Genomic DNA, 20,374 nt, shown 5'->3' with positions numbered 1-20,374 from the left:
GGAAAATTGGTTGACCTTATGGCCCTGATCGGACCGCATGTCATGGGGCCAGCGACAGCAGTTTGCATCGACACCGAATTGACGTTCGGCTATTGCGTTAGCGCTCGCAAAGCGACGGGAAGGAACCACGATCATGAAACGCTCCGCCATCAACGACATCATCCGCGACGCCGACGCCTTCATCCGCTCGTTCGGCTACATCATGCCGCCCTTCGCCTACTGGAGCCCCGAAGAGATGAAGGCGCGCCGGCAGGATTCGTCGGCGATCTTCTCCTCCCGGCTCGGCTGGGACATCACCGATTATGGCCAGGAGAAGTTCGACGAGCTCGGCCTGTTCCTGTTCACCGTCCGCAACGGCCGCTACGAAGACATGAAGAAGGGCATGGGCATGCTCTATGCCGAGAAGATCATGATCTCGCGCAAGGACCAGCTGTCGCCGATGCATCGCCACAACATCAAGGCCGAAGACATCATCAACCGTGGCGGCGGCAAGCTGGTGCTGGAGCTGTTCATGCATGACCGCGATGGCGGCATCGACCCGAAGGCCGAAGTAACGGTGCCTGTCGACGGAACCATCCACAGGCTGCCTGCGGGTGGGCTGCTGAAGCTCGACCCAGGCCAGAGCGTGACGCTGCTGCCGGGCGTCTGGCACGCCTTCTGGGCCGAAGGCAAGGACGTGCTGATCGGCGAGGTTTCGACGGTCAACGACGATCTCACCGACAATGTCTTTCGCGAACCAATCGGCCGCTTCGCGGACATTGACGAGGACACAGCGCCGCTGCACCTGTTGGTGTCTGATTATGAGAACTGGGTGGGGTGAGAAGCGACGGGCGGTCTGGCCGGTTGGCAAAGTTTGCGCTATCTTTAGTCAATGGACCCTCCGCCTAATCAACGTGGGAACGTCGCCTGGTCGAAAAAACATTGAGGACTCGCCTGTTACGGCGAGTGCAGTTCTCAATTCTTCGGACAAAACTATATGATTTAACTGCTGCTCATCTCTTGCCAGATGAATACTGCCTAAGCAGTGCTCAAAGTGTACGTAAAAATTACAAGAAATTATATGTAAGACGTTACCTCCTTCCACCGCGCTGGCAACATCAGATCGTTCTGGATCTATGCAGCGAACCCGGCTGAGTGGCAGAACCCAAGAAAACTTGTTAGTCGTTCCGTCGCGGGCCACTAAGGTTATTGGATAAAATTGAACAAACTCTTGGGGCACGAATTTCAAAATTATTTCCTGCCACGTATCATCAACAGCCGGAGGGTTGCCAGTTGGTGGGCAGTGAAGGCTTTCAAAATTGATTAAATTGGATCTGGCACGAAGCACCGGCCGACCACGAGATTCCTCGATTGGTACGGAGGTCATCGCATCAACGGGGGTTACTGGAGAACCGTAGTCAAAAGTCGCCGGCTGAAACGACGTATCCAATCGATCGTACCAAACCCAAGCCATCGTAGTTCTCCAATAGAAGGGCTGCGAAAGCGAACCTACCGCTGATGCTTGTCGGCCCTGCGGTTGCCCAGCAGCAGCTTGCGTTCGAGATGCGCCCGCAGCTCTCCGTAATACGCCGTCAGGAACGCGCGTGCGTCATGGGCTTGTGGCGCCGCACCGATCTTGCGTCCGATCGTTTCGGCCACCGTCCGCAACGCGAAATAGTCGTCGCGGCGCAGCACTTCCTCCAGCTTGTGGAGTTCGGCAATTCCGTAGGCGTCGAGCTGGGCGTGGCTGAATCGGAACGCGCCAGTGCCGGCATCCTGCCGGGCCGACAGATCTTCCAGCAAGGCGCGCTTCGGTGCCTCGACCACCCAGGTCCCCGCCAACAGGTCGCCGATCCGCATGCGGTCTCGATTGAAGAGCGGAAACAAGGCAAACAGCAGCGTCCACACCAGTCCGAACACCGTCGTCAGCGTGTCGGCAAGGTCGGTGCCGCTGCGTCCGACGATGATCGACAGCGGCAGGAACACTTCGATCTCGCGCATCAGGTTGCGGGCGATGACCTGGTCGATCGACAGGCCGTCTCCGCTGCGCGATGCGACCCGGATGCCGACGATCCGCTTGCCGGGCGTAGCCGCGCGCCGGCCCGCTTCGAAGACGATGAAGTAGGCGTTGCGCAGAAAGAAGATCAGGATGATCCAGACGACGAAGAGCGGCTGAAACCCCTCGCTGCCAAGGCCTCCCACCCCGAACAGTGCGACGATCGTGATCGCGATTGCAGCCACCGCGATGAACACGAAGTCGAGGAGGAAGGCGGCAGCCCGCGTGCCGGCGTCGGCCAGCTTTATCCGAAGATCGACGCCCTCGGGCGTGATCAGCGGCCGTATAGCCGCAAAGGCGGCGCGTCTACCGATCGCCATGCCGCACCATCCGGAACAGGTAGAAGTAACCGATCCACAGCGCCAGCATGCCACCGCCAATGGCGTAGCGCGTGACGTCGCTGGTGATGGTCTGCCTGCCAATGCCCTCGAGCAGCCCGGCAAACAGCAGCATGACCGAGACCCCGACCATAGCATTCGCGGCGATGCGTCCGGCACGAGCCGCTGCCGCCATGCGTGTCAATTCGCCGGGAAAAGCGATGCTGGTGCCGATGCGCATGCCGGCCGCGCCGGCCAAAGCGATTGCGAACAATTCGGTGGTGCCGTGGATGGCCAGCCAGCCGCCGAGCTCCATGCCGAGCCCCTTGGACCAATAGACTTGGAACAACGCGCCGATCATGCAGCCGTTGAACAGCATCAGCAGTACCGTCGGCACGGCGAAGGCAAAGCCGAGGGCGAAGGCCAGGATCGCGACCTGGACGTTGTGCGTGAACAGATAGGCGGCAAAGCCTGAGAGAAAGCCATTGTCGCCATCATAAAGCATGCTGCGCAGCAGTTCGGCCGAGGCATCTGGACCGCGGCCCCCTGCCAGGCTGGACGGGATGATCGCGTCGAACCAGCTCTTGTCGGATGCCACCAGCCAGGCGCCTGCACCAATGCCGATCACCATCAGCGCGACCGAAACCAATGTCTCGCGCCACAGGTCGCGAATGGCTTCGGGCCAGTCGTGCAGGAAGAAATCGGCGAGGCGCTGCCGCAGCCCGCGACGTGCGCCGTAGAGATAGAAATAACCGCGCAGCGACAGCGCTTCGAGATAGGCGACCAGCGCGTTGTCGAGCGAGGTCGCCCGCGCCACCGAAAGGGAAGACAGCGCCGATCGATAGAGTAGGGGCAGCGACAGCAGCTCCTCTTCGGAAAGCGTGCGCGGCGCACGCTTCTCGACACGCGCCAGCAGTGCCTCGAATGCTTTCCAGTCGGCCTCGCGCTCGCGGCGAAAGCTGGCCAACGACTGGCGTACCGCCTCGCCACGTACCGCACTGCCGGGTACTGGCGCCGTCACAACAGATCCTCCTGCTTGAACTGCAGATAACGCTCGACCAGCGCGGGACCCAGCCGGTTGTGGTTGGCTTCGATGACATGCGCCCCGAGCAGCCGCAGCCGGCCGATGACGACCTGCCTTTCGCGCAAGAGCCCTCCGGCAACGACCGCGCGGGCAACGTCCTCGCCGGAGCGTGGCGGCATGTCGGCCAGGCCCTCCAGTTCGGTATCCTTCATCAGCATGAACAGCACCAGATGCCGTTCGGTGAGCCGGCCCACGGTGCGCAGCATCAATTCGGCACTGATCGGATCGACGAAATCGGTGAAGATGATGACCAGCGAACGGCGGTCGAGCCGTGCCGAAAGCGTGGTCAGCGCCAGGGTGAAATTGGTCTCCTCGCTGGAATAGTCGATCTCGGCTGCCCGTTTCTGGATCATCGCGAAGCTGGCGGAGCCGCGCACGGCGCCGCTCGAAACGCGCGGCCTTGCATCGAAGCCGAACAGGCTGACCATGTCGCCGCCCTTCAGCGCGATGAATGCCGACAGCAAGGCGGCCGTCACCGCCCGGTCCACCTTCGGCACACCGTCGACCGGCTCGCACATCAGGCGTCCGCTATCGATGGCCAGCACGACATTGTTGTTCTCCTCGATGCGGAACTCGCGCGCCAAAAGCTTGCCGTGGCGGGCGCTGCGCTTCCAGTCGATCATCCGCCGGCCCATGCCCGGCTGGTAATCCTTGAGCGCGTCGAACTCGCGGCCTTGACCGGCGCGGCGCTGCGCATGGCCTTCGGCAAGCGCCGCATGTTGCAGCAGGGTGATCGCCTCGCCGCGGGCGCTGCTGACGTCGGGCAGCACCGCAACCTTGCTTTCCACCGGCAGCACCACCTGGTTCCAGACCAGCCCGAACGGCCCGCGCCAGCGCACCCAGAGACGGTCGAAGCTGGCGACGCCGCGTCGCAGCGCCTGGAAGCGAAGGTCGAGCGACCCGCCTCCGGCCGTCGGCCGCAAAGTCCCACCGCTGCCGTCCACCGGCGCCAGCCGCGCATCGTGGCCGACGCGAGCCTCCGCGGCGCGCGGCCGGCCCGAATGACGGGCTGCAATTTGCACGCTGAACTCGCCGCCGACACCGACCTGCTGCGGCGCATCGATGCTGGCATTCAGCGATGCCCGTCCGCGTCCGGCCGCGGCATCCACCGCCAGGAAGGCAAGCAGCAGGCAACTCCACAGCAATCCCAGATACCAGAATGACGGCAGCGCCAGCGCGACCAGGAAGGCCGGCACCGCGCCGGCCGCTGCTGCCCACACCGCTCGGCCGCTGGGATAGATCAACGTGGTGCTTCCGTCTGGTCGACCAGGTCGGAGACGATCTGCTCGACCAGGCGGCCATCGATCTGGGCGGCAGGCGAAAGGATGACGCGGTGGCGCAGCGCCGGTATCGCCAGCGCCTTGACGTCGTCGGGGATCACATAGGCACGTCCGTCCAGCGCCGCCCGGGCACGAGCCGCCCGCGCCAGCATGGCGCCCGCGCGTGGACTGGCCCCCACTTCCAGATCGGCATTTTCGCGCGTAGCCCGAACCAGCGCCGCTATATAGCCGATGACATCGTCGACGAGGGTGACGGAGCCGACGGTTGCAAGTGCCTCCTGCAGCGTCTCGCGGTCCGTCTGCGCCTCGATGCCATATTGCGCGATGTCGTGCGAGGCGGAGCCGCCGCCGTGATGGACGATGATGGCTCGTTCTTCCTCGGGGCCGGGATAGCTGACGCGGTGCTTGAACAGGAAGCGGTCGAGCTGCGCCTCGGGCAGGGGGTAGACGCCCTGGTGCTCGATCGGATTCTGGGTCGCGACGACCATGAAGTTGCGGCCGAGCGAATGCGTGGTGCCGTCGAACGTGACCGCATGTTCCTGCATCGCCTCGAGCAGTGCGGCTTGCGTCTTGGGTGGCGTGCGGTTGATTTCGTCGGCAAGCAGGAGATCGCAGAAGATCGGGCCGCGCGTCAGCGTGAACTGCCCGGTCTGGAAGTTGTAGATGTTCGACCCGACGATGTCGCCGGGCATCAGGTCCGGTGTGAACTGGATCCGCCCGTAGGCGACCCCAAGCGCTTGGGCGAAGCAGCGCGCGGTCATTGTCTTGGCCGTGCCGGGAGGGCCTTCGAGCAGGATATGCCCGCCTGCAAACAAGGCGGTCAGCATCAGGTCGACCGTATCGTGCTGCCCGGTAATCGCCTTGGCCACTTCTTCCCTGATCCGTGTCGCCAGGGCCTTCACATCATCGACGTTCACCGAGCCTCCTTGCTGTCCAGTCGTGCAGCCGCTCAGCTGCCTGTTGCATCTGCGCCAAGTTCTTGGCCTCGCCGGCGGCTTGCGAGCGCATCGTGAAGCCGCCAGCTTGCTCCTTATCGCGAGAGTCGAGCCAGTGGTCGAGCGCTGTGCCTTGCAACCCTTGCGGTGCCCCGAGCAGCGCGCCGGCGCGCACCCGCATCAAGGCCGCATAGCGGCTTCCCAGCTCGTCCAGCCGGCCGGCACGCCGCATGAGCATCGCCGTCGTATCGACCAGCGCACGCTTGCCGAAAGCAATTGCACGCTGGTCGGCACGCGGCGGGCCGAATCGGCCGAGGCCATGCAGGAACGCCAGCGCCGCAGCGACCAGGATCGTCAGTGTCAGCGCCAGGAAGGGCGGCTCGACCAGAAGCTTGGCCAGATCATACTTCCGCCCCGCGCCGTGCAGCGTCAGATCGAACATCACCGGCCCGTCGTCCGGCTGGAGCAAGGCGATCAGCCCGAGCGCGGCTGCCGCCTTGTCGGGATCCTTGAGGGCGGCGTTGTTGATCAGGTCGGGGTCGGTCAGGATATAGAACGGCTTGTTCTCCACTTGCGTCAGGACGGCCTGGCCTTTGCCGGCTGCAATGACCGGGTGTTCGTCCGCTACCCACTGCAATTCGTCCGGGGTGTTGACGAGCTGGCCCTCGATGTCGAGTTGCTTTGGCGTACTCTGGCCAGCACCGATCTTTGCATCGGCGATCCGGCCAAGCCATTCGTTCACCACCGAACCGGGCAATCGCCCGAATTTCATATTCCAGCCTTCGTGCTCCTGCAGCGGCAGGATCTGCCATTTGGGCAGCACGAAGAGTGTGTTCTGGTCCTGGCGAAGGTTGAGGATGTGGTCGAGAGCCTCCGGATCGCTGTCGGGCGAAATGGTGACGATCAGCAGCATGTCGGTGCCGAGATCGTCCTCTGTCCGCGCCATGAAGGGCGGTTCGCCGGTCAGCTTCAGCCATTCGGCCAGGCCGGCGTAGCCGACGCCGCTTTTCGACAGCGGCGTGGCGCCGCCATTGCCGGGTTGCCGGAAATCGGGAGCATAGGTGGACAGCAGGAAGAAACCGGCTGCCGCAAGCAGGCTGGCGAAAATCCCCCAAAACAGTGTCTTTCGATTGAACGGCTCCTGCGCCTCGACCGCCGGTGCGCTCACGTCCAGGCATCCCGGAAGGCGAAACGTTCATAGGCGCCGCGTGCTTGCCGCCAGCCTTCCGCGCCGACCGGCCGGCGCGCGAACAGCGCCGTCTCGACAATGCGGGCGATCTCGGTAAACGCATGGCGTGCCCTTCCCGGCAGGGAAGGAGCATTGGCGATGTCGCGCGCGGTGAGCGACGGGCGCAGGAAGTCCGGCAGCCGGCTGGCAATATCGGCGACGCTGCGCCGAAGCAGCAAGTGAACCGCCTCGTCATAGTCGCCGCGTGCGGCCAGCGCATCCGCTTCCGACAGCAGGATCTGCGAGGCGCCCGCGTCGGGACGCCAGGTCTCTTCGGCCTCGGCCTCGGGCCGCGCGCGCTGCCACGGCAGGTGCCAGGCGATGCCTTTCACCTCGAAGAAGACCAAAAGCAGGATGATTGCGGCGCCCGATATCACCGCCCCCCAGAACAGATAGATCATGTAGGGACCGAGCGATGACAAAAGATCGAGCAGCGGCTTCAGCCAGTCGGGCGGCTGGGGCGGCACATAGGCCGGCAGGTCGAACTGGATCGACTCATCGGCGATCAGCTGCTTGTGCAGATTGGTCAGCCATTCGGCTTCCGCTGTGCCTGGCTGTGCCACCGTCACCCGCTCCCCTGCAACCTGCAGTTCCCAGCCGACACTGACAATGCAGCACAAGAATTGCAAGTGGGCTGGACGCCCACGGTTAATCTTGGCAGAATTGCTATTAGGGCGCCGTGATACTGTTACGGCGAAACACGGGGGGAATCATGGCTTCAACGACACTGGAACGGCCTGAGAAATTCGAGATCGGCAGAGTGTTCAACAACAGCTTCGCCGTGATCGGCCGCAACATCGGCTTATGCCTTGGGCTCGCGCTGCTGTTTTCAGGCTTGCCGGCGATTATTCTTCGGCTGTGGAGCCAACCGCAACTAGATGCGGTTCTGCAGGGCGACCCCGGCGCCGCGGCCGATCCCTCGATGATGTTTCAGAATTCATGGATTACGGTTATTGCGGGATTGCTATCCTTCGTTTTCGCGCTGCTGCTCCAGTCGGCGCTGGTGCGGGCAACGATCGAGGACTTGAACGGCAAGCGGCCGACCTTTGGCGACTGCATTCAGATAGCCATCCGCAATTTGCTGCCGACCCTTGGTATTGGCCTGCTCGTCGGCCTGGGTGCGGGCCTGGCGTCGATAGCTTTGCTGGTTCCCGGCATCATCTTGTGGCTCGGATGGTGCGTGGCGGTGCCGGTTCTGATCCAGGAGCGGCTTGGCGTGTTCGGTTCGATGTCGCGCAGCCGTGTCCTGACCAAGGGCAACCGCTGGCCGCTATTTGGCCTTTTCCTGATCCTGATGGTCATCGCGATGGTCATCCAGTGGGTGATGCTGGCAGTCATCGTCATGTTTGGCGGGATCATTGCCGATGTGGCGGCAGCCTTGGTGTCGACCGTGCTGTCGATGGTGCTGTCGGTCGCCACGGCGGTCAGCTATGTCGAGCTGCGGCAGGTCAAGGAAGGCACCAGCGTCGAAGAACTGTCGCAAATCTTCTCCTGAGGACGGTGGAGGCTTTTCACCGGCTGGCATCTTGCGTTGCGGTCGAGCAGCCGAGCTCGGTCATAACGCCTTTGTCTGTGCCGGCAACGCTGCTGCCAGGCGGTGCGCCCATTCCTCGATGCCGGAGCGGCCCGCCAGCAGGTCCTGCCTGATCTCGACGAGGACGGCTGGAATGCCGCGATCGTCGCCATGGACCGGTATGGCGTAGTCGCCCTCGCGGCTGATCACGTAAGGCTCGTTTGCCGCGACGTTGAGCCCGATGCCGGCGCCCAGGCCGGCAAGCATTGCCTGGCCGAAATCGATTGCCCGGTCGTAAAGCACGCCGGCATGCCAGGGCCTGCCAACACCGAGGTAGACCGGCGTGAAGGAGTGGATCGTCGCGATCCGTGTCGCTCTGCCCTGCTTCGCCCGCTCGTCGAGATGGGCAGCGACGCGGTCATGAAACGGCGCGAACATGATCTCGGCGCGCCGGCTTCGCTCCTCCGGATCGAGGCCGACATTGCCGGGGATCTCAGTGTCCTCCGATAGCACCGGAATGCTGCCGCTGGAACCAAGCGGCCGGTTGAGATCGATCAAAAGCCGCGAATAGGAGCTGAGGAAGGCCGGAGCATCGAGCAGCTTCGACAGAAGGCGGGTCACTTCGGCGGCGCCGATATCCCAGGCGATATGGCGCTGCAAATGGCGGCTGTCGAGACCGAGCCCTGCGTATTCGGCCGGGATGTGATTGGACGCATGCTCGCATATCAGGACGATATCGGAACGCCCCGTTTCGTTGATCGCTTCGACCGCTGGAAGCCAACCTTCAGGTAGGATGGCCTTGGCAAGCGGCTCAGCCATCAATACAGCGTCCGGTAAAGGTCGCAGACAGCGACTGGGTCGAGACCGGCGAGGCGCTCGGTCTCATGCCGCTTGAGGCCGACAAAGGTCTCGACGAACACCGGCGCGAACCATCCGGTGACGGTCTTGTCGGCGAGAAGCGCGTCGAGTGCCGTCGGCAGCGTTTCCGGCAGTCGCACGAGGCCAAGCTTCTTGCGTTCGGCGGCGCTCATCTGCGTCGGGTCGCCGGTGACCAGTGGCGGCGCCGGCAGCTTGGCCTTCAGCCCTTCCAGCCCGGCGCGCACGATCGCCGCCAGCGACAAATAGGGATTGCCGGTGGCGTCGGCTGCCCGGTATTCGATGTTGTACTGCCGCGCCGGATCGCGCCCGCCGATGGTCACCGTCGGGCAGATGCGTAAGGACGCCTCGCGGTCGCGATCGGCAAGCCAAGTGTAGGACGAACTCCAGCTGTGCGGCTTCAGCCGGTAGTAGGACGACACACTCGCCGCCGTCATGGCGGTAATCGCGGGCAGGTGGCGCAGCACGCCGGCACAGAAGGCACCGGCCTGGCTGGAAAGACCGCCTGGCTGTGCCGGATCGTAGGTCGCCGGCTTGCCGGCCTCGTCGACGAAACTGAAATGGATGTGGACGCCGTTGCCGACGGCATCCGGCGCGATCTTGGGCGCGAAGCTCGCCCGCCAGCCGGCACATCGCGCGACTTCGCGCGTGATCTCACGGATGGCGACCGCGCGATCGGCCGCGGCGAGCGCATCGGCTGGCTCGCATGTCACCTCGAATTGGTCGGTGCCGAATTCGGCGATCACCACTTCGGGCGCGACGCCGGCTTCCGCTAGCGCCGCTATCAGATTGGCGGCAAACGGATCGGCGCGGCGCAATGCGGCCAACGACATCGAATGAGCCGGCCCAAAGTCGCCCTCGATATGGAATTCATGCTCGAACGCGGCGATGACGGAAAGCCCGGTCGCCGCCTTCAACTCCGCCAGCGCATCGCTCAGCATGGTCCGCGTACAGCCGACCCACGGGCTGCCGTCCAGTTCGACGATGTTGCCGGCGACCATGTCGAACGGTGTCGGCGATCCGGTCAGCGCCGTGCGAAACCGCGCGTTGAGATCGGGAATGAGCCGCACATCGCCGGACGAGCCCCAGGGATTGGGATCGACGATGGAATTGAACGGCGTCAGCGACAGATTGGCCTGCAGCCAGCCGACGCCGGTCGCGGCGATCTTCTGCAGCTTGCTTTCGACGACGGAGCGGCCGCGCGTGATCGCCGAAAGGTCGGTGGTGACGACGGCAACGAGCGGTTCGACGGTCGATGTCATGTAGCTTTTCCCAAGGCTTCGAAACGGGCAGTAATGATGGCGGTGTCGGCGATCCAGCAATAGCCGCCGAACGCCTCGAGCGCGCCATCATGGCGCTCCTGCGAGGCGGCGGCGCAAGCGTCCGATACGCAGGTGACGAGGTAGCCGCGATCGGCGGCATCGCGCACCGCCATGTCGACGCACTGGTCGGTCATAATGCCGGCGACGATCAGGTAACGCACGCCGAGGTTTTTCAGGACATAGTCGATGTTGGTTGAGTTGAAGACGCCCGACGATGTCTTCGGCAGCATGATCTCGTCGCCGACCGGCGCCAGCGACGGCACCGGCAGGCCCTCCGGCCGGCTCGGCGCGATATGGATCGGCGTCAGCTTGTGGTCGAGCGAGCGGTCGCGGCCGTCTTGGGTCAGGCTCTGAATGATGGTGTGGATCACCTCGACGCCGTTGGCCCGCGCCGCCGCCAGCAGGCGCTCCTGGTTGGGGATCGTTTGCGACGCCGTCTGCCGGTAGAAATAGTGATCGGGACCACGCTCCGGATGCGCCGGATCGGCGCCGGGCTCCAGCCAGACGCGCTGCATGTCGACTAGCAGCAGTGCGGTTTCGCCGGCCCGGAACGGCTCGTTTCGTTTCGGCAATGCTGGAGTCATGCGTGGGGTCCTGCTTTGCTGGATTTGGTTGGGCTGATGTGGATACCGGACATCCTGTCTGAGTCGTGTCTTCCGCACGACGGATCACGGCATCGATATTGCGTATCTGGGCGCCGCGCCCTACAGCTCTACTGTCGCCCTTCCATGAACTCGCTTGCACGCGCCTCGCCGTTGCGCCAATAGTGCAACGGGGGACTTCAAATGAAAATCTATCTTTGTGCTGTCTTGGCAGCAACAGTCGCTATGTCGGGCTGCGCGTCAGTGGTGCGTGGTACAACCGACAAAATCTCTATCAATTCCGACCCACCGGACGCCGCGATAAGAACTTCACTCGGTCATTCATGCCCGGCTTCACCTTGCACAGTCGAAGTAAGTCGGAAGGAGGAGTTCACCGCTTATGCCGAGAAGGAAGGTTATAAACCCGGCAGCATTTACATCGGCACGACGATGAGCGGAAAGGGCGCGGCAGGTCTCGCCGGCAATATCCTGCTCGGCGGAGTGATAGGGGTAGGCGTGGATGCGGTTACGGGTGCAACGCTCGATCATTCTCCGAACCCCGCACTTATAACGCTGGTCCGGGTCGACGCGCCCGGCGAAAGCACCAAGGCGGTTGTTCCTACGCCTCCACCTCCGGCAAAGAACAGCAGCTCGCACGCGGGAGTGTAGTCCGCTCCTTCAACAACGCTCTGGTTTCATCCAGGAAATCGTTGGCTGGGAACCTGGATTCGAGCCGGGACTCGCCCTCATTCCGTTTTCGCATCGTTGGCGCCGTTCCGGGCCTTCCGCTTGCCGGGCGGACGTAGATCGTCGAAGCGCATGTTTTGTCGGCTTGCGAGCGCCTATTTTGGCTCGTCGAGGTCAGTTTCCGAACATGATGTGATTGCCCTTGAAGCGATCGTGAGCACTTGGAGCCGGATAAAGTCGTTGCGTGCATTATTCTCGATGCAGGTCCGCGACTGCCAAGAGAACGAGTTCGTCAGCGACGACTTCCTATCTTTGTCGAAGGAGTTGAATTCCTGCCTTCGCCTTTATACCAACTTGTGTGAACGCCTCGACCGCGCGGCCGCGCGCTGATTTGATTCCTAGTCTAAATGATGGTCTTTTGTCTTCCCGGTCATGGGAGGGCGACAATGAACAAAGACGATCATCTTAATACAGAAACATCCGTTTCGGGTGAATTGACGCCTACAAGCATTAAAGCGAGCGCTAAAAGCCGTTTCGTAGCTGCGGTGGACCGCTTTGGCGGAAATCTATTCGAACTTATGAATGCTCCCATCGAGGCCAAGGTTTCCGAACGGAGGGCCATTGCAGATAGTCGTGTACTTGCCATCGAAGCTGTTACTGCCCTGGGACTTGACCGCCTCAAAACCGATCCTGACTTCGCTGAACGGGCGATCCGCAACCACTTGGATTCCGTGTTTGCCAGACAGGAGAACAAGGATGCGGTCCTCACTAAGACAATTGATGATCTTCGCGCCAAGCCGCCAACAGATGTAGAGGCAAATTCTGGGGCCGATAGCCTAGATGAGAGCTTTGTCCGCCGCTTCGACCGATTTGCCGAAGCTGCAACAACAGAAGAGCTAAGAGAGAAATGGGGGCGCGTTCTCGCGCAGGAAATCCGGACACCAAGCACTTTTTCGGCTAAGGTTCTCAGGGTGGTCGATGAATTAGAACCAACGATCGCGACGCTTTTCGAACGCGTCTGCGAACACCGCCTCGACAACGTTTTACCCAAAGTATTGTCCGGAGAACTGACCTTTTCGGAAGTTGTCCAGCTTGTCAGCGCTGACCTCTTGGTGGATCCAGGCAATGGACAGATTCGTATACCTAACCCGATAACTGACAAGAACGGTGATGACTTTTGGCTATGGCGATTTGGGAAGAGGGCGATCGCGGCGTCTCGCTCGAAAGACCCGGTTATTGTCGAGGGGAAAACATTGCAACTCGATAAGGACAAAAAGCCTTGCCTTCCTGTGTACGTTTTAACAGCCGTGGGGGCAGCAATTGCTACAATCCTCCCTGATAATTCTGCTAAGGCTATAGATGTCTTGGCGCCGAAGATTTCGGAAGCATTGCCTACAGCCGATCTCCGCATATATGAACTGACCGCTGATGGTCGACAATTATTAGTGGTTCAGACAATCCCGCCACAGAGAACGCCCGCAGCATCTCCACCAACATAAATTTGATCGTTTGGATGTCTATGACTCACCCCGCCAGACAACACGCCGCTCCCACCTGATCTCAACCAGCCGCCGAAATTGGATCGTCTCCCGTTCTTGCCCGACCGGATGAAATAATTCCGCATCCATCGATTCCTTGCGTCCGCATTTTTGGCTGCGAACCTTTGCCCGAACTTCATCGATGCTGACGTTGCCTGTGACCTCGCGAATTACGGTGACAGTGCACTATTTTTTGTCGCCGCCTGCTCTGGTTTTCCGGGTTTCACGGCTTTGCCGATTTGCCCGGCGATGGTCTCGGCCACGGGTGCATCGAAAACCGCGACATCGGCGACGCGGCAATACTCGATGAGCAGTTCTTGTGGAACACAATGTTCGGACGTGAAACGCTTAGCTCGGTCCTGCGGAATGCGGCAGACGGGAGCGCAGGGCAAGGTGCGCCATGCGGGCAGGGCGATATGGCAAAATGTACCGTCACCGTAATTCGAAAGTGCACTGCCACCGTAATTCGAATATGAGCTTGTGATACAGATCGGTTGGCGTCTTAGGCCAAAGATCTTTGTGCGGGCGCGCCTGTCCATTACGGCTCACGAATAATCCGTCGGCACGTATTGCGCCGTGAACTCTGCTTCCAGTTGTTTGTAATCGTCCCACGACATCGGGTTGGGATTTTCCTTTCCCCATGCTCGCAAGCGCGCATCTGCAGCTTTCATCGCCTTATAGATGTCCGGGTTCGACCAGTCGTCAGCTCCTGTTTCCTTTCTAAAGGATTTGGCAGCTTCGGACCGTCGGTTCGACCACTCCGCATAAGCAGGGTGATGAGCGATCCGATATTTCTCCAGCGCTTTCTCACGATCTTCCTGCGAGCGCTGAATCCATGGAGCTGGCTTGCCTCTCTTGCCCGGATTGTTGCTCATTGATTCAGCCCTTTTCTACTTCGCCACCATGAGCCGGCACGCAAGCTCGCGCTCATGCCACCGGGTGGCAAATGTTTCTGATACTTCGAACCAGCTTCCGTCATTGCCCGCGCCATGGTTGGCACCCATGCACGAGCATTCGCACTCATGCCCGGTGGCGTTCATACAGGCTGGGGCGCACTTTTCTTGCTCGCGGTAGGGCTGGATCACGTAAAGGCTTTGGTAGCGCACTAGTGCTTGATTAACGAAGTTGTTGAACCATGACTTCGGCAACTCCCAATACGATCCGCCGTATATCCAGACAGCATGAGACTTGCCGATACTGTTGATCCACGTCCAATCGCCATCCGCCTTAGGCAGCCGTGCTCTCAGTTTTTCTCGCTGGCCATCCCTACGCAAAATGACGGGAATTGACTGTTGCTTCCAAATTTCATCCAGCCTTTCAGTGTTCATTAACATCGCCTCCCTGCCTTCGCCAATTTGGTTCAAGCAGCGCCGACGTGCAATGCGGGCGTGCATCAAAACGATGCACCACGCATCACGGCCGAGCGGAAGGCGTTGCGCAGGTTTTATGCCCCGGAAAAGTGTTCCAGTTGCGGTTTTTCCGTTTTCGCCTAAGCGATTGTTTTACTGGTAAAACGGGGTTTGGCTGGGGAACCTGGATTCGAACCAGGACTAACGGAGTCAGAGTCCGTGGGTCTACCGTTAACCTATTCCCCAGCAGGCGTGGCTGTTGAAAACCGCGCGGCAGGGCGACGATGTCGCCGCGCGTGCCTTGTAGCCGCCGCCGGAAAATAGTCAACCCTGTGTCTTGGTTCAATCATCGTCTTCCGACGTCTCAATTCTCACTGCGGCTGAATTGCGATCGCTCGAAATAGAGCACCACGCCGAGCGCGATCAGCAGCGGGATGATCAGGTAGAACAGTCGGAACACCAGCAGCGCCGCCAGCACGCCGACCTGGTCCATATGTGACAAGCCGGCGAGGAACACCACCTCGAAGACCCCGAGCCCGCCCGGCGCATGCGAGATCTGCGCGATCGAGAACGACACCAGGAAGACGCCGAGCACGACGAAATAGCCGGGATTGCCGGTGTCGGGCAGGGCGAAGAAGATGATCGCCGCCGCCGCCAGCAGTTCGATCGGGCCGACCAACAATTGCCGCGCCACGATCGGCAGCGCCGGGTAGTGCAACTGGAAGCTGCCGATTCTCAGCGGCCTCAGATGCAGCCAGCTGCCGAAGACATAGGCCGCCACCACGAGCAGCATGGCGAGCCCTGCGGCTTGCGACAGCTTGTGATGCGGCGTACCGGAAAAGCGGTCGATCACCTCAGGCTCGAGCAGCAGCACGATGCTTGAGACGAACAGCGTCGACAGCACGAAGGTGATCCAGCAGATCGCCACCAGAATGCCGACGTCCTGGCCGGTCAGCCCCCTGGTGCCGTAGGCGCGGTAGCGGATCACCGCACCGGAAAACACCGAGCCGCCGATATTGTGCGACAGCGCGTAGGTAGTGAACGAGCAGAAGGTGACGAACAGCCACGAGACTTTTTTGCCGATGTGCAGCAGCGCGATGTGGTCGTAGCCGGCGAGCGAGGCATAGGCAATGACCGAGCTCAGCGCCGCCAGCACCCAGCCGCGCGCCGGGATGGCGACGATGCCGTCCCAGACATCGTCGAGCGATATGCCCCGCAATTCGTGCAGCAGCAGCCACAGCGAAAACACCACCGCGGCGATGCCGATCACGGGCCAGAAATAGCGCCTCCAGTTCATGGCGTGACGATCATGCGTTGCAGCCCGTACCCGTTTTCCGGTTCGCGGCAGGAAAACCGCCCGCGGTCCCGAATGGTTCATTTCAGAAATGCCTCATTGAAGCCGGCTATTCAACCGGGAAGGGCGCGCCATCGTCCGCCGAGGGCAGGGGCGAGACAACGCCGCCGGCAAAATTCGCCGCGAGCACTCTTGGTGATCCGGCCCGGCGCTGATAGTCTGGCGGCAACTTGAACATGTAAATGCGCCTGCTGCGTCCGGTCTTCGGTTCGCGCGGCGCCGGAAGGAACGACAGTGGAAGACCACGAAGCCGGCGCTGGTGCGCCGGAAGTGGGTGTGTCCAGGGGTTCGCCGCCGCCGTCCGGCCAGGCAAGCCCATCCGCCGGACGCTACGGCCGTCAGGTGCAGCCCCGGTCCGGCAATGGACAGGCTGGCGACACGTCCCACGATCACAAGGGTAAGAACGGCCCGCATCAGAACGGCAAACCCAAGAAGCGGCGCAAGCGCCGGCGCGGGCGCAAGGTTTTCGCACGCGACGAGGCCCGTCCGCTGGCGGTCGGCGCTTCGGTGCCCGCCGCCGGCGAGACCCCGGCCGCGCGTCCGCCCCAGCCCGCGGCTTACGTGCCTCCGCCCTCAGCCCCGGCAACGTCGCCAAGGCCTGGCCAAGATGCCCGCACGCCGCCACCGCTGCAGGAATTGCCGGTGTTTGCCGCGCTAGATCTCGGCACCAACAATTGCCGTCTGCTGGTCGCGGTGCCGACGCGTCATGGCCAGTTCCGCGTCATCGATGCCTTCTCGCGCATCGTCAGGCTGGGCGAGGGCCTTACCGCCAATGGTCGGCTCGGCGAGGCTGCAATGGACCGCGCGGTCGAGGCGCTGAAGATCTGCGGTGACAAATTGCGCAACCGCAAGGTCAGGAAGGCCAGGCTGATTGCCACCGAGGCCTGCCGCGCCGCCGCCAACGGCGTCGAGTTCCTCGAGCGCGTCGAGCGCGAGGCCGGCCTGAAGCTCGAGATCATCGACCGCCAGACCGAGGCGCGGCTGGCGGTGTCGGGCTGCGGCTCGCTGGTCGAGCGCGACACGCAAGGCGTCGTGCTGTTCGATATCGGCGGCGGCTCGTCCGAAATCGCGCTGATCGACCTCACCGGCCATCGCTCGCCAAGGCTTGCCAACCATATCGTCTCGTGGACCTCGCTGCCGGTCGGTGTCGTCTCGCTGGCCGAGCGTTTTGGCGGCCGCACGGTAACGCGCGAGATCTTTGGCGCCATGGTCGAGGATGTTGCAATGCGGCTGCGCGCCTTCGACGGGCGCGACCGGCTAAGCCACCTCCTGTCCAGCCCGAAATTCCATTTGCTAGGCACCTCGGGCACGGTGACGACGCTGGCCGGCGTCCATCTCGATCTCGAACGCTACGATCGCCGCCGCGTCGACGGGCTGTGGATGGATCGCGACAGCGTCGACCGCATGGTCGAAAAGCTGGTCGGCTGGGATTTCCAGCAGCGCGTCGCCAATCCTTGCATCGGCGCCGACCGCGCCGACCTGGTTCTGGCCGGCTGCGCCATATTGGAGGCGATACGTGCCGTCTGGCCGTCGGAGCGGCTGCGTGTCGCCGACCGCGGCTTGCGCGAGGGCATATTGAGCGAGTTGATGGCCGATGATGGCGTCTGGCGCAACAGCGGGCGGGGCAGAGCATGATCCCGAAAAGTGGCTGCCGGTTTTCGGACAAGATCATGCTCAAACAGGCAATCAAGCAATGACCAAGAAACCGGAAAGACCGAGCTCCGCCGGCATTCGCGTGCTGAAGACGAAGATCAAGAAGAAAAGCGGCTTGAAGGAATCGTCGCGCCGCTGGCTGCAGCGCCACATCAACGATCCCTATGTCCAGCGCTCGAAGGCCGACGGCTATCGCTCGCGCGCCGCCTACAAGCTGATCGAGATCGACGACAAGCACCATTTGCTCAAGCCAGGCATGAAGGTGATCGACCTTGGTGCGGCACCCGGCGGCTGGTGCCAGGTCGCTGCCGCACGTACGAAATCTACCGCGGAACACCCGAACGTCGTCGGCATCGACTATTTGGAGATGGACGCGGTGCCGGGCGCGCCGGTGCTGCTGATGGATTTCCTCGATCCTCAGGCGCCGCAGAAGCTGGCCGAGGCGCTGGGCGGCCAGCCCGACATCGTGCTCTCCGACATGGCCGCACCCACCACCGGCCACAAGCGGACCGACCACATCCGCACCATGCATCTTTGCGAGGTGGCGGCCGATTTCGCGCTGTCGGTACTGAAGCCGGGCGGCCACTTCCTCGCCAAGACCTTTCAGGGCGGCGCCGAAAACGAATTGCTGGCGAGGCTGAAGCGGAATTTCCGCTCGGTCCATCACGTCAAGCCGCCGGCCTCGCGCGATGAGTCGGTGGAGCTGTATTTGTTGGCGAAGGATTTTAAAGGCGGAAACGGCGCGGCGTGAAAATCGCTCTGTAGCGATCCTTCGCGCCCCCCTCTGTCCTGCCGGACATCTCCCCCACGAGGGGGGAGATTGGCAGCTTCGGCGCGCTGTCTAATCCTGCAACGTTGAATATTGGCGAAAGCCGATGTCACGTCCGATCTCCCCCCACGTGGGGGAGATGTCCGGCAGGACAGAGGGGGGCGCTGTCCCTCCGGCGTCCGTAAGCACGAGCAAAGGTCAACTCCCCGGCGGGCTCACCGGCTCCAGCGTCTTCGGCGGTGTCAGTCGGCCATGTCCCGACACGGCATTGCCGGCGTCCGGCGCCAGCCGCATGAACGACAGCGAGGCTGCCGCCGACACCGCCGCTACGATGAAGAAGGCGGTGTGGAAGTCGCTCAGCGTCAGTGGGCCGCCATGGATCTTGGTCGACACTTCCAGGATGCCGCCGGCCAGCGCCACACCGAGCGCGATTGCCAACTGCTGGAACACCGCGGTGATCGGCGTCGCCTTGCTGGTGTCGGCGGCTGAAATCTCGGCATAGGCAAGCGCGTTGATGCCGGTGAAGAACATCGAACGGATGAAGCCCCCGGCGAGCAGCATGGCGAGGATCAGCCCATAGGGCGTGTCGGGTGTGAACAGGCCGTTGATGGCAATCGACGCGGCAGCGATGAGCGAGCCTGAAATCAGCACACGGCGGAAGCCCGCGACCCTGAAGATCAGGGCGGTGACGAATTTCATGCCTATGGCGCCGATTGCCGAGACGAAGGTGATCATGCCGGACTGGAACGGCGTCAACCCGAAACCGATCTGGAACATCAGCGGCAAAAGAAAAGGTACGGCACCAATGCCGATGCGGAACAGTCCGCCGCCGAGCACTGACGAGCGGAACACCCGATTGCGAAACAGCTCGAGCGCCAGCAGCGGATTCTTGGCGTGGCGCGCGTGCAGCAGATAAAGCACCGCCGATGCCAGCCCGACGGCAACGGTGATAAAGCCGGCAGCCGGCGGCAGGGCCGGCAGGCTGACCACCGACAGGCCGAACACAATGCCCGATGCCGCCAGCCCGCTCAGCACGAAACCGATGAAATCGAGCGGCGGCGTCTGCGCGGCGTCGGTCTTCGGCAGGAAACGCGTGGCCAGCCAGATCCCGATCAGCCCGATCGGTACATTGATCAGAAAAATCCAGTGCCAGGTGAAATAGGTTGTGATGAAGCCGCCGACCGGTGGACCGACCAGGGGGCCGACCAGAGCCGGGACGGTCAGCCACGACATGGCGGCGACGAGCTCGCTTTTCGGCGTGGCGCGTACCAGCACCAGGCGTCCGACCGGCGTCATCATGGCGCCGCCAATGCCTTGCAGGAAGCGTGAGACCACGAAAGCCGGCAACGAATTGGACATGGCGCAGGCGACCGAACCGATGATGAACACGGCGATCGCGGCGCGGAAGACATTCTTGGCGCCGAAGCGGTCGGCCATCCAGCCGCTGATCGGAATGAAGATCGCCAGGGATACCAGATAGGCGGTCAGCGCCAGCTTGAGCGCGATCGGGCTGGTGTGGATGTCGATGGCGATCGCCGGCAACGATGTCGCAATGACGGTCGAATCCATGTTTTCCATGAATAGAGCGACCGCCAGAATAAGCGGAATGGTGCGGTTCACGATGGATCCGGCCTTGAAATGTGCGTCGCTATTGCTTGCCGGCCTTGGGGCCAAACCGACACGTAGGGCGGTTATCACGCCTTGGCCCGGATGTCGCATTAATTTGCTGTCACGTTTGTGCGACCGCAAGTCGTGCGCAGCACCTGGGGCAAAATGCATCGTCGCCACTATACAACCATCGGCTTTTCAACGGCGACGGGACGTGTTACGAGCCAGCGCCAATCCTGAAAGGG

General features: G+C 62.2%; 20 protein-coding genes and 1 tRNA gene. 6 read left to right on the top strand and 15 right to left on the bottom strand.

The window, feature by feature from the left end:
• Positions 1-133: 133 nt before the first annotated feature.
• Positions 134-820, top strand: a complete 687-nt coding sequence (locus NKH63_RS09515; protein WP_352481262.1) for a D-lyxose/D-mannose family sugar isomerase — start codon at positions 134-136, stop codon at positions 818-820.
• Between the two features lie 668 nt (positions 821-1,488).
• Here NKH63_RS09515 and NKH63_RS09510 read toward each other — a convergent pair.
• The 6 genes from NKH63_RS09510 to NKH63_RS09485 are packed head-to-tail and all read right to left on the bottom strand — an operon-like array spanning position 1,489 to position 7,442.
• Entirely contained in the window at positions 1,489-2,355 is an 867-nt protein-coding gene (locus NKH63_RS09510; protein WP_352481261.1) for an RDD family protein, read from the bottom strand.
• Positions 2,342-3,373 (bottom strand): stage II sporulation protein M, encoded by a 1,032-nt coding sequence (locus NKH63_RS09505; RefSeq protein ID WP_352481260.1) that lies wholly within the window; start codon positions 3,371-3,373, stop codon positions 2,342-2,344. Before NKH63_RS09505 ends, NKH63_RS09510 begins: the two co-directional genes overlap by 14 nt.
• Positions 3,370-4,680, bottom strand: coding sequence for a DUF58 domain-containing protein (locus NKH63_RS09500; RefSeq protein ID WP_352789674.1), 1,311 nt, complete (start codon positions 4,678-4,680; stop codon positions 3,370-3,372). The genes NKH63_RS09505 and NKH63_RS09500 overlap by 4 nt, the downstream gene beginning before the upstream one ends.
• A complete protein-coding gene (locus NKH63_RS09495; protein ID WP_352481258.1) occupies positions 4,677-5,633 on the bottom strand; it encodes an AAA family ATPase in 957 nt (318 codons plus the stop codon). Before NKH63_RS09495 ends, NKH63_RS09500 begins: the two co-directional genes overlap by 4 nt.
• A complete protein-coding gene (locus NKH63_RS09490) occupies positions 5,620-6,819 on the bottom strand; it encodes a DUF4350 domain-containing protein (RefSeq protein ID WP_352481257.1) in 1,200 nt (399 codons plus the stop codon). Before NKH63_RS09490 ends, NKH63_RS09495 begins: the two co-directional genes overlap by 14 nt.
• Positions 6,816-7,442 carry a DUF4129 domain-containing protein gene (locus NKH63_RS09485; RefSeq protein ID WP_352481256.1) on the bottom strand — a complete coding sequence of 209 codons (627 nt, stop codon included), beginning with the start codon at positions 7,440-7,442 and terminating at the stop codon, positions 6,816-6,818. Before NKH63_RS09485 ends, NKH63_RS09490 begins: the two co-directional genes overlap by 4 nt.
• Before the next feature lie 149 nt (positions 7,443-7,591).
• Here NKH63_RS09485 and NKH63_RS09480 point away from each other — a divergent pair, with 149 nt between their 5' ends.
• Positions 7,592-8,374 (top strand): hypothetical protein, encoded by a 783-nt coding sequence (locus tag NKH63_RS09480; RefSeq protein ID WP_023717223.1) that lies wholly within the window; start codon positions 7,592-7,594, stop codon positions 8,372-8,374.
• Between the two features lie 60 nt (positions 8,375-8,434).
• Here NKH63_RS09480 and NKH63_RS09475 read toward each other — a convergent pair whose 3' ends face one another.
• From NKH63_RS09475 to NKH63_RS09465, 3 genes are read right to left on the bottom strand one after another with little or no spacing between them, the layout of a single operon-like run.
• On the bottom strand, positions 8,435-9,211 hold the full coding sequence (locus NKH63_RS09475) for an N-formylglutamate amidohydrolase (RefSeq protein ID WP_352481255.1): 777 nt from the start codon (positions 9,209-9,211) through the stop codon (positions 8,435-8,437).
• A complete protein-coding gene (locus tag NKH63_RS09470; RefSeq protein WP_352481254.1) occupies positions 9,211-10,530 on the bottom strand; it encodes a type I glutamate--ammonia ligase in 1,320 nt (439 codons plus the stop codon). The genes NKH63_RS09475 and NKH63_RS09470 overlap by 1 nt, the downstream gene beginning before the upstream one ends.
• The gene (locus tag NKH63_RS09465; RefSeq protein WP_023717228.1) at positions 10,527-11,174 is read right to left on the bottom strand and encodes a cysteine hydrolase family protein; all 648 of its coding nucleotides are present in this window, start codon (positions 11,172-11,174) and stop codon (positions 10,527-10,529) included. The genes NKH63_RS09470 and NKH63_RS09465 overlap by 4 nt, the downstream gene beginning before the upstream one ends.
• A 201-nt stretch (positions 11,175-11,375) precedes the next feature.
• Between NKH63_RS09465 and NKH63_RS09460 the strand changes: the two genes are divergently transcribed.
• The gene (locus NKH63_RS09460) at positions 11,376-11,840 is read left to right on the top strand and encodes a translation initiation factor 2 (RefSeq protein WP_352481253.1); all 465 of its coding nucleotides are present in this window, start codon (positions 11,376-11,378) and stop codon (positions 11,838-11,840) included.
• 464 nt (positions 11,841-12,304) lie between these two features.
• Positions 12,305-13,357, top strand: coding sequence for a DUF2806 domain-containing protein (locus tag NKH63_RS09455; protein ID WP_352481252.1), 1,053 nt, complete (start codon positions 12,305-12,307; stop codon positions 13,355-13,357).
• A 209-nt stretch (positions 13,358-13,566) separates the two neighbouring features.
• Here the strand turns inward: NKH63_RS09455 and NKH63_RS09450 are convergent, their stop codons facing one another.
• The 5 genes from NKH63_RS09450 to NKH63_RS09430 form a co-directional block, all read right to left on the bottom strand.
• Positions 13,567-13,935, bottom strand: coding sequence for a hypothetical protein (locus NKH63_RS09450; RefSeq protein WP_352481251.1), 369 nt, complete (start codon positions 13,933-13,935; stop codon positions 13,567-13,569).
• Positions 13,936-13,941: 6 nt separating this feature from the next.
• Positions 13,942-14,271 (bottom strand): hypothetical protein, encoded by a 330-nt coding sequence (locus NKH63_RS09445; protein WP_352481250.1) that lies wholly within the window; start codon positions 14,269-14,271, stop codon positions 13,942-13,944.
• Between the two features lie 15 nt (positions 14,272-14,286).
• Positions 14,287-14,724 carry a hypothetical protein gene (locus NKH63_RS09440; RefSeq protein ID WP_352481249.1) on the bottom strand — a complete coding sequence of 146 codons (438 nt, stop codon included), beginning with the start codon at positions 14,722-14,724 and terminating at the stop codon, positions 14,287-14,289.
• A gap of 193 nt (positions 14,725-14,917) precedes the next feature.
• Positions 14,918-14,991: transfer RNA gene (locus NKH63_RS09435), tRNA-Gln, on the bottom strand.
• Between the two features lie 118 nt (positions 14,992-15,109).
• Positions 15,110-16,042: a putative bifunctional lysylphosphatidylglycerol flippase/synthetase gene (locus NKH63_RS09430; protein ID WP_352917832.1), complete on the bottom strand. Its 933-nt coding sequence runs from the start codon at positions 16,040-16,042 to the stop codon at positions 15,110-15,112.
• A 291-nt stretch (positions 16,043-16,333) separates the two neighbouring features.
• Between NKH63_RS09430 and NKH63_RS09425 the strand changes: the two genes are divergently transcribed.
• Entirely contained in the window at positions 16,334-17,734 is a 1,401-nt protein-coding gene (locus NKH63_RS09425; protein WP_352917831.1) for a Ppx/GppA phosphatase family protein, read from the top strand.
• Positions 17,735-17,792: 58 nt separating this feature from the next.
• Entirely contained in the window at positions 17,793-18,503 is a 711-nt protein-coding gene (locus tag NKH63_RS09420) for an RlmE family RNA methyltransferase (RefSeq protein ID WP_352640045.1), read from the top strand.
• Between the two features lie 216 nt (positions 18,504-18,719).
• Here NKH63_RS09420 and NKH63_RS09415 read toward each other — a convergent pair whose 3' ends face one another.
• Positions 18,720-20,141, bottom strand: coding sequence for an MFS transporter (locus tag NKH63_RS09415; protein WP_352640046.1), 1,422 nt, complete (start codon positions 20,139-20,141; stop codon positions 18,720-18,722).
• Positions 20,142-20,374: the final 233 nt, after the last annotated feature.

This window comes from Mesorhizobium sp. M0960 (genome assembly GCF_040319055.1).
GTDB lineage: Bacteria > Pseudomonadota > Alphaproteobacteria > Rhizobiales > Rhizobiaceae > Mesorhizobium.
This window is presented reverse-complemented; position numbering and strand designations above follow the sequence as displayed.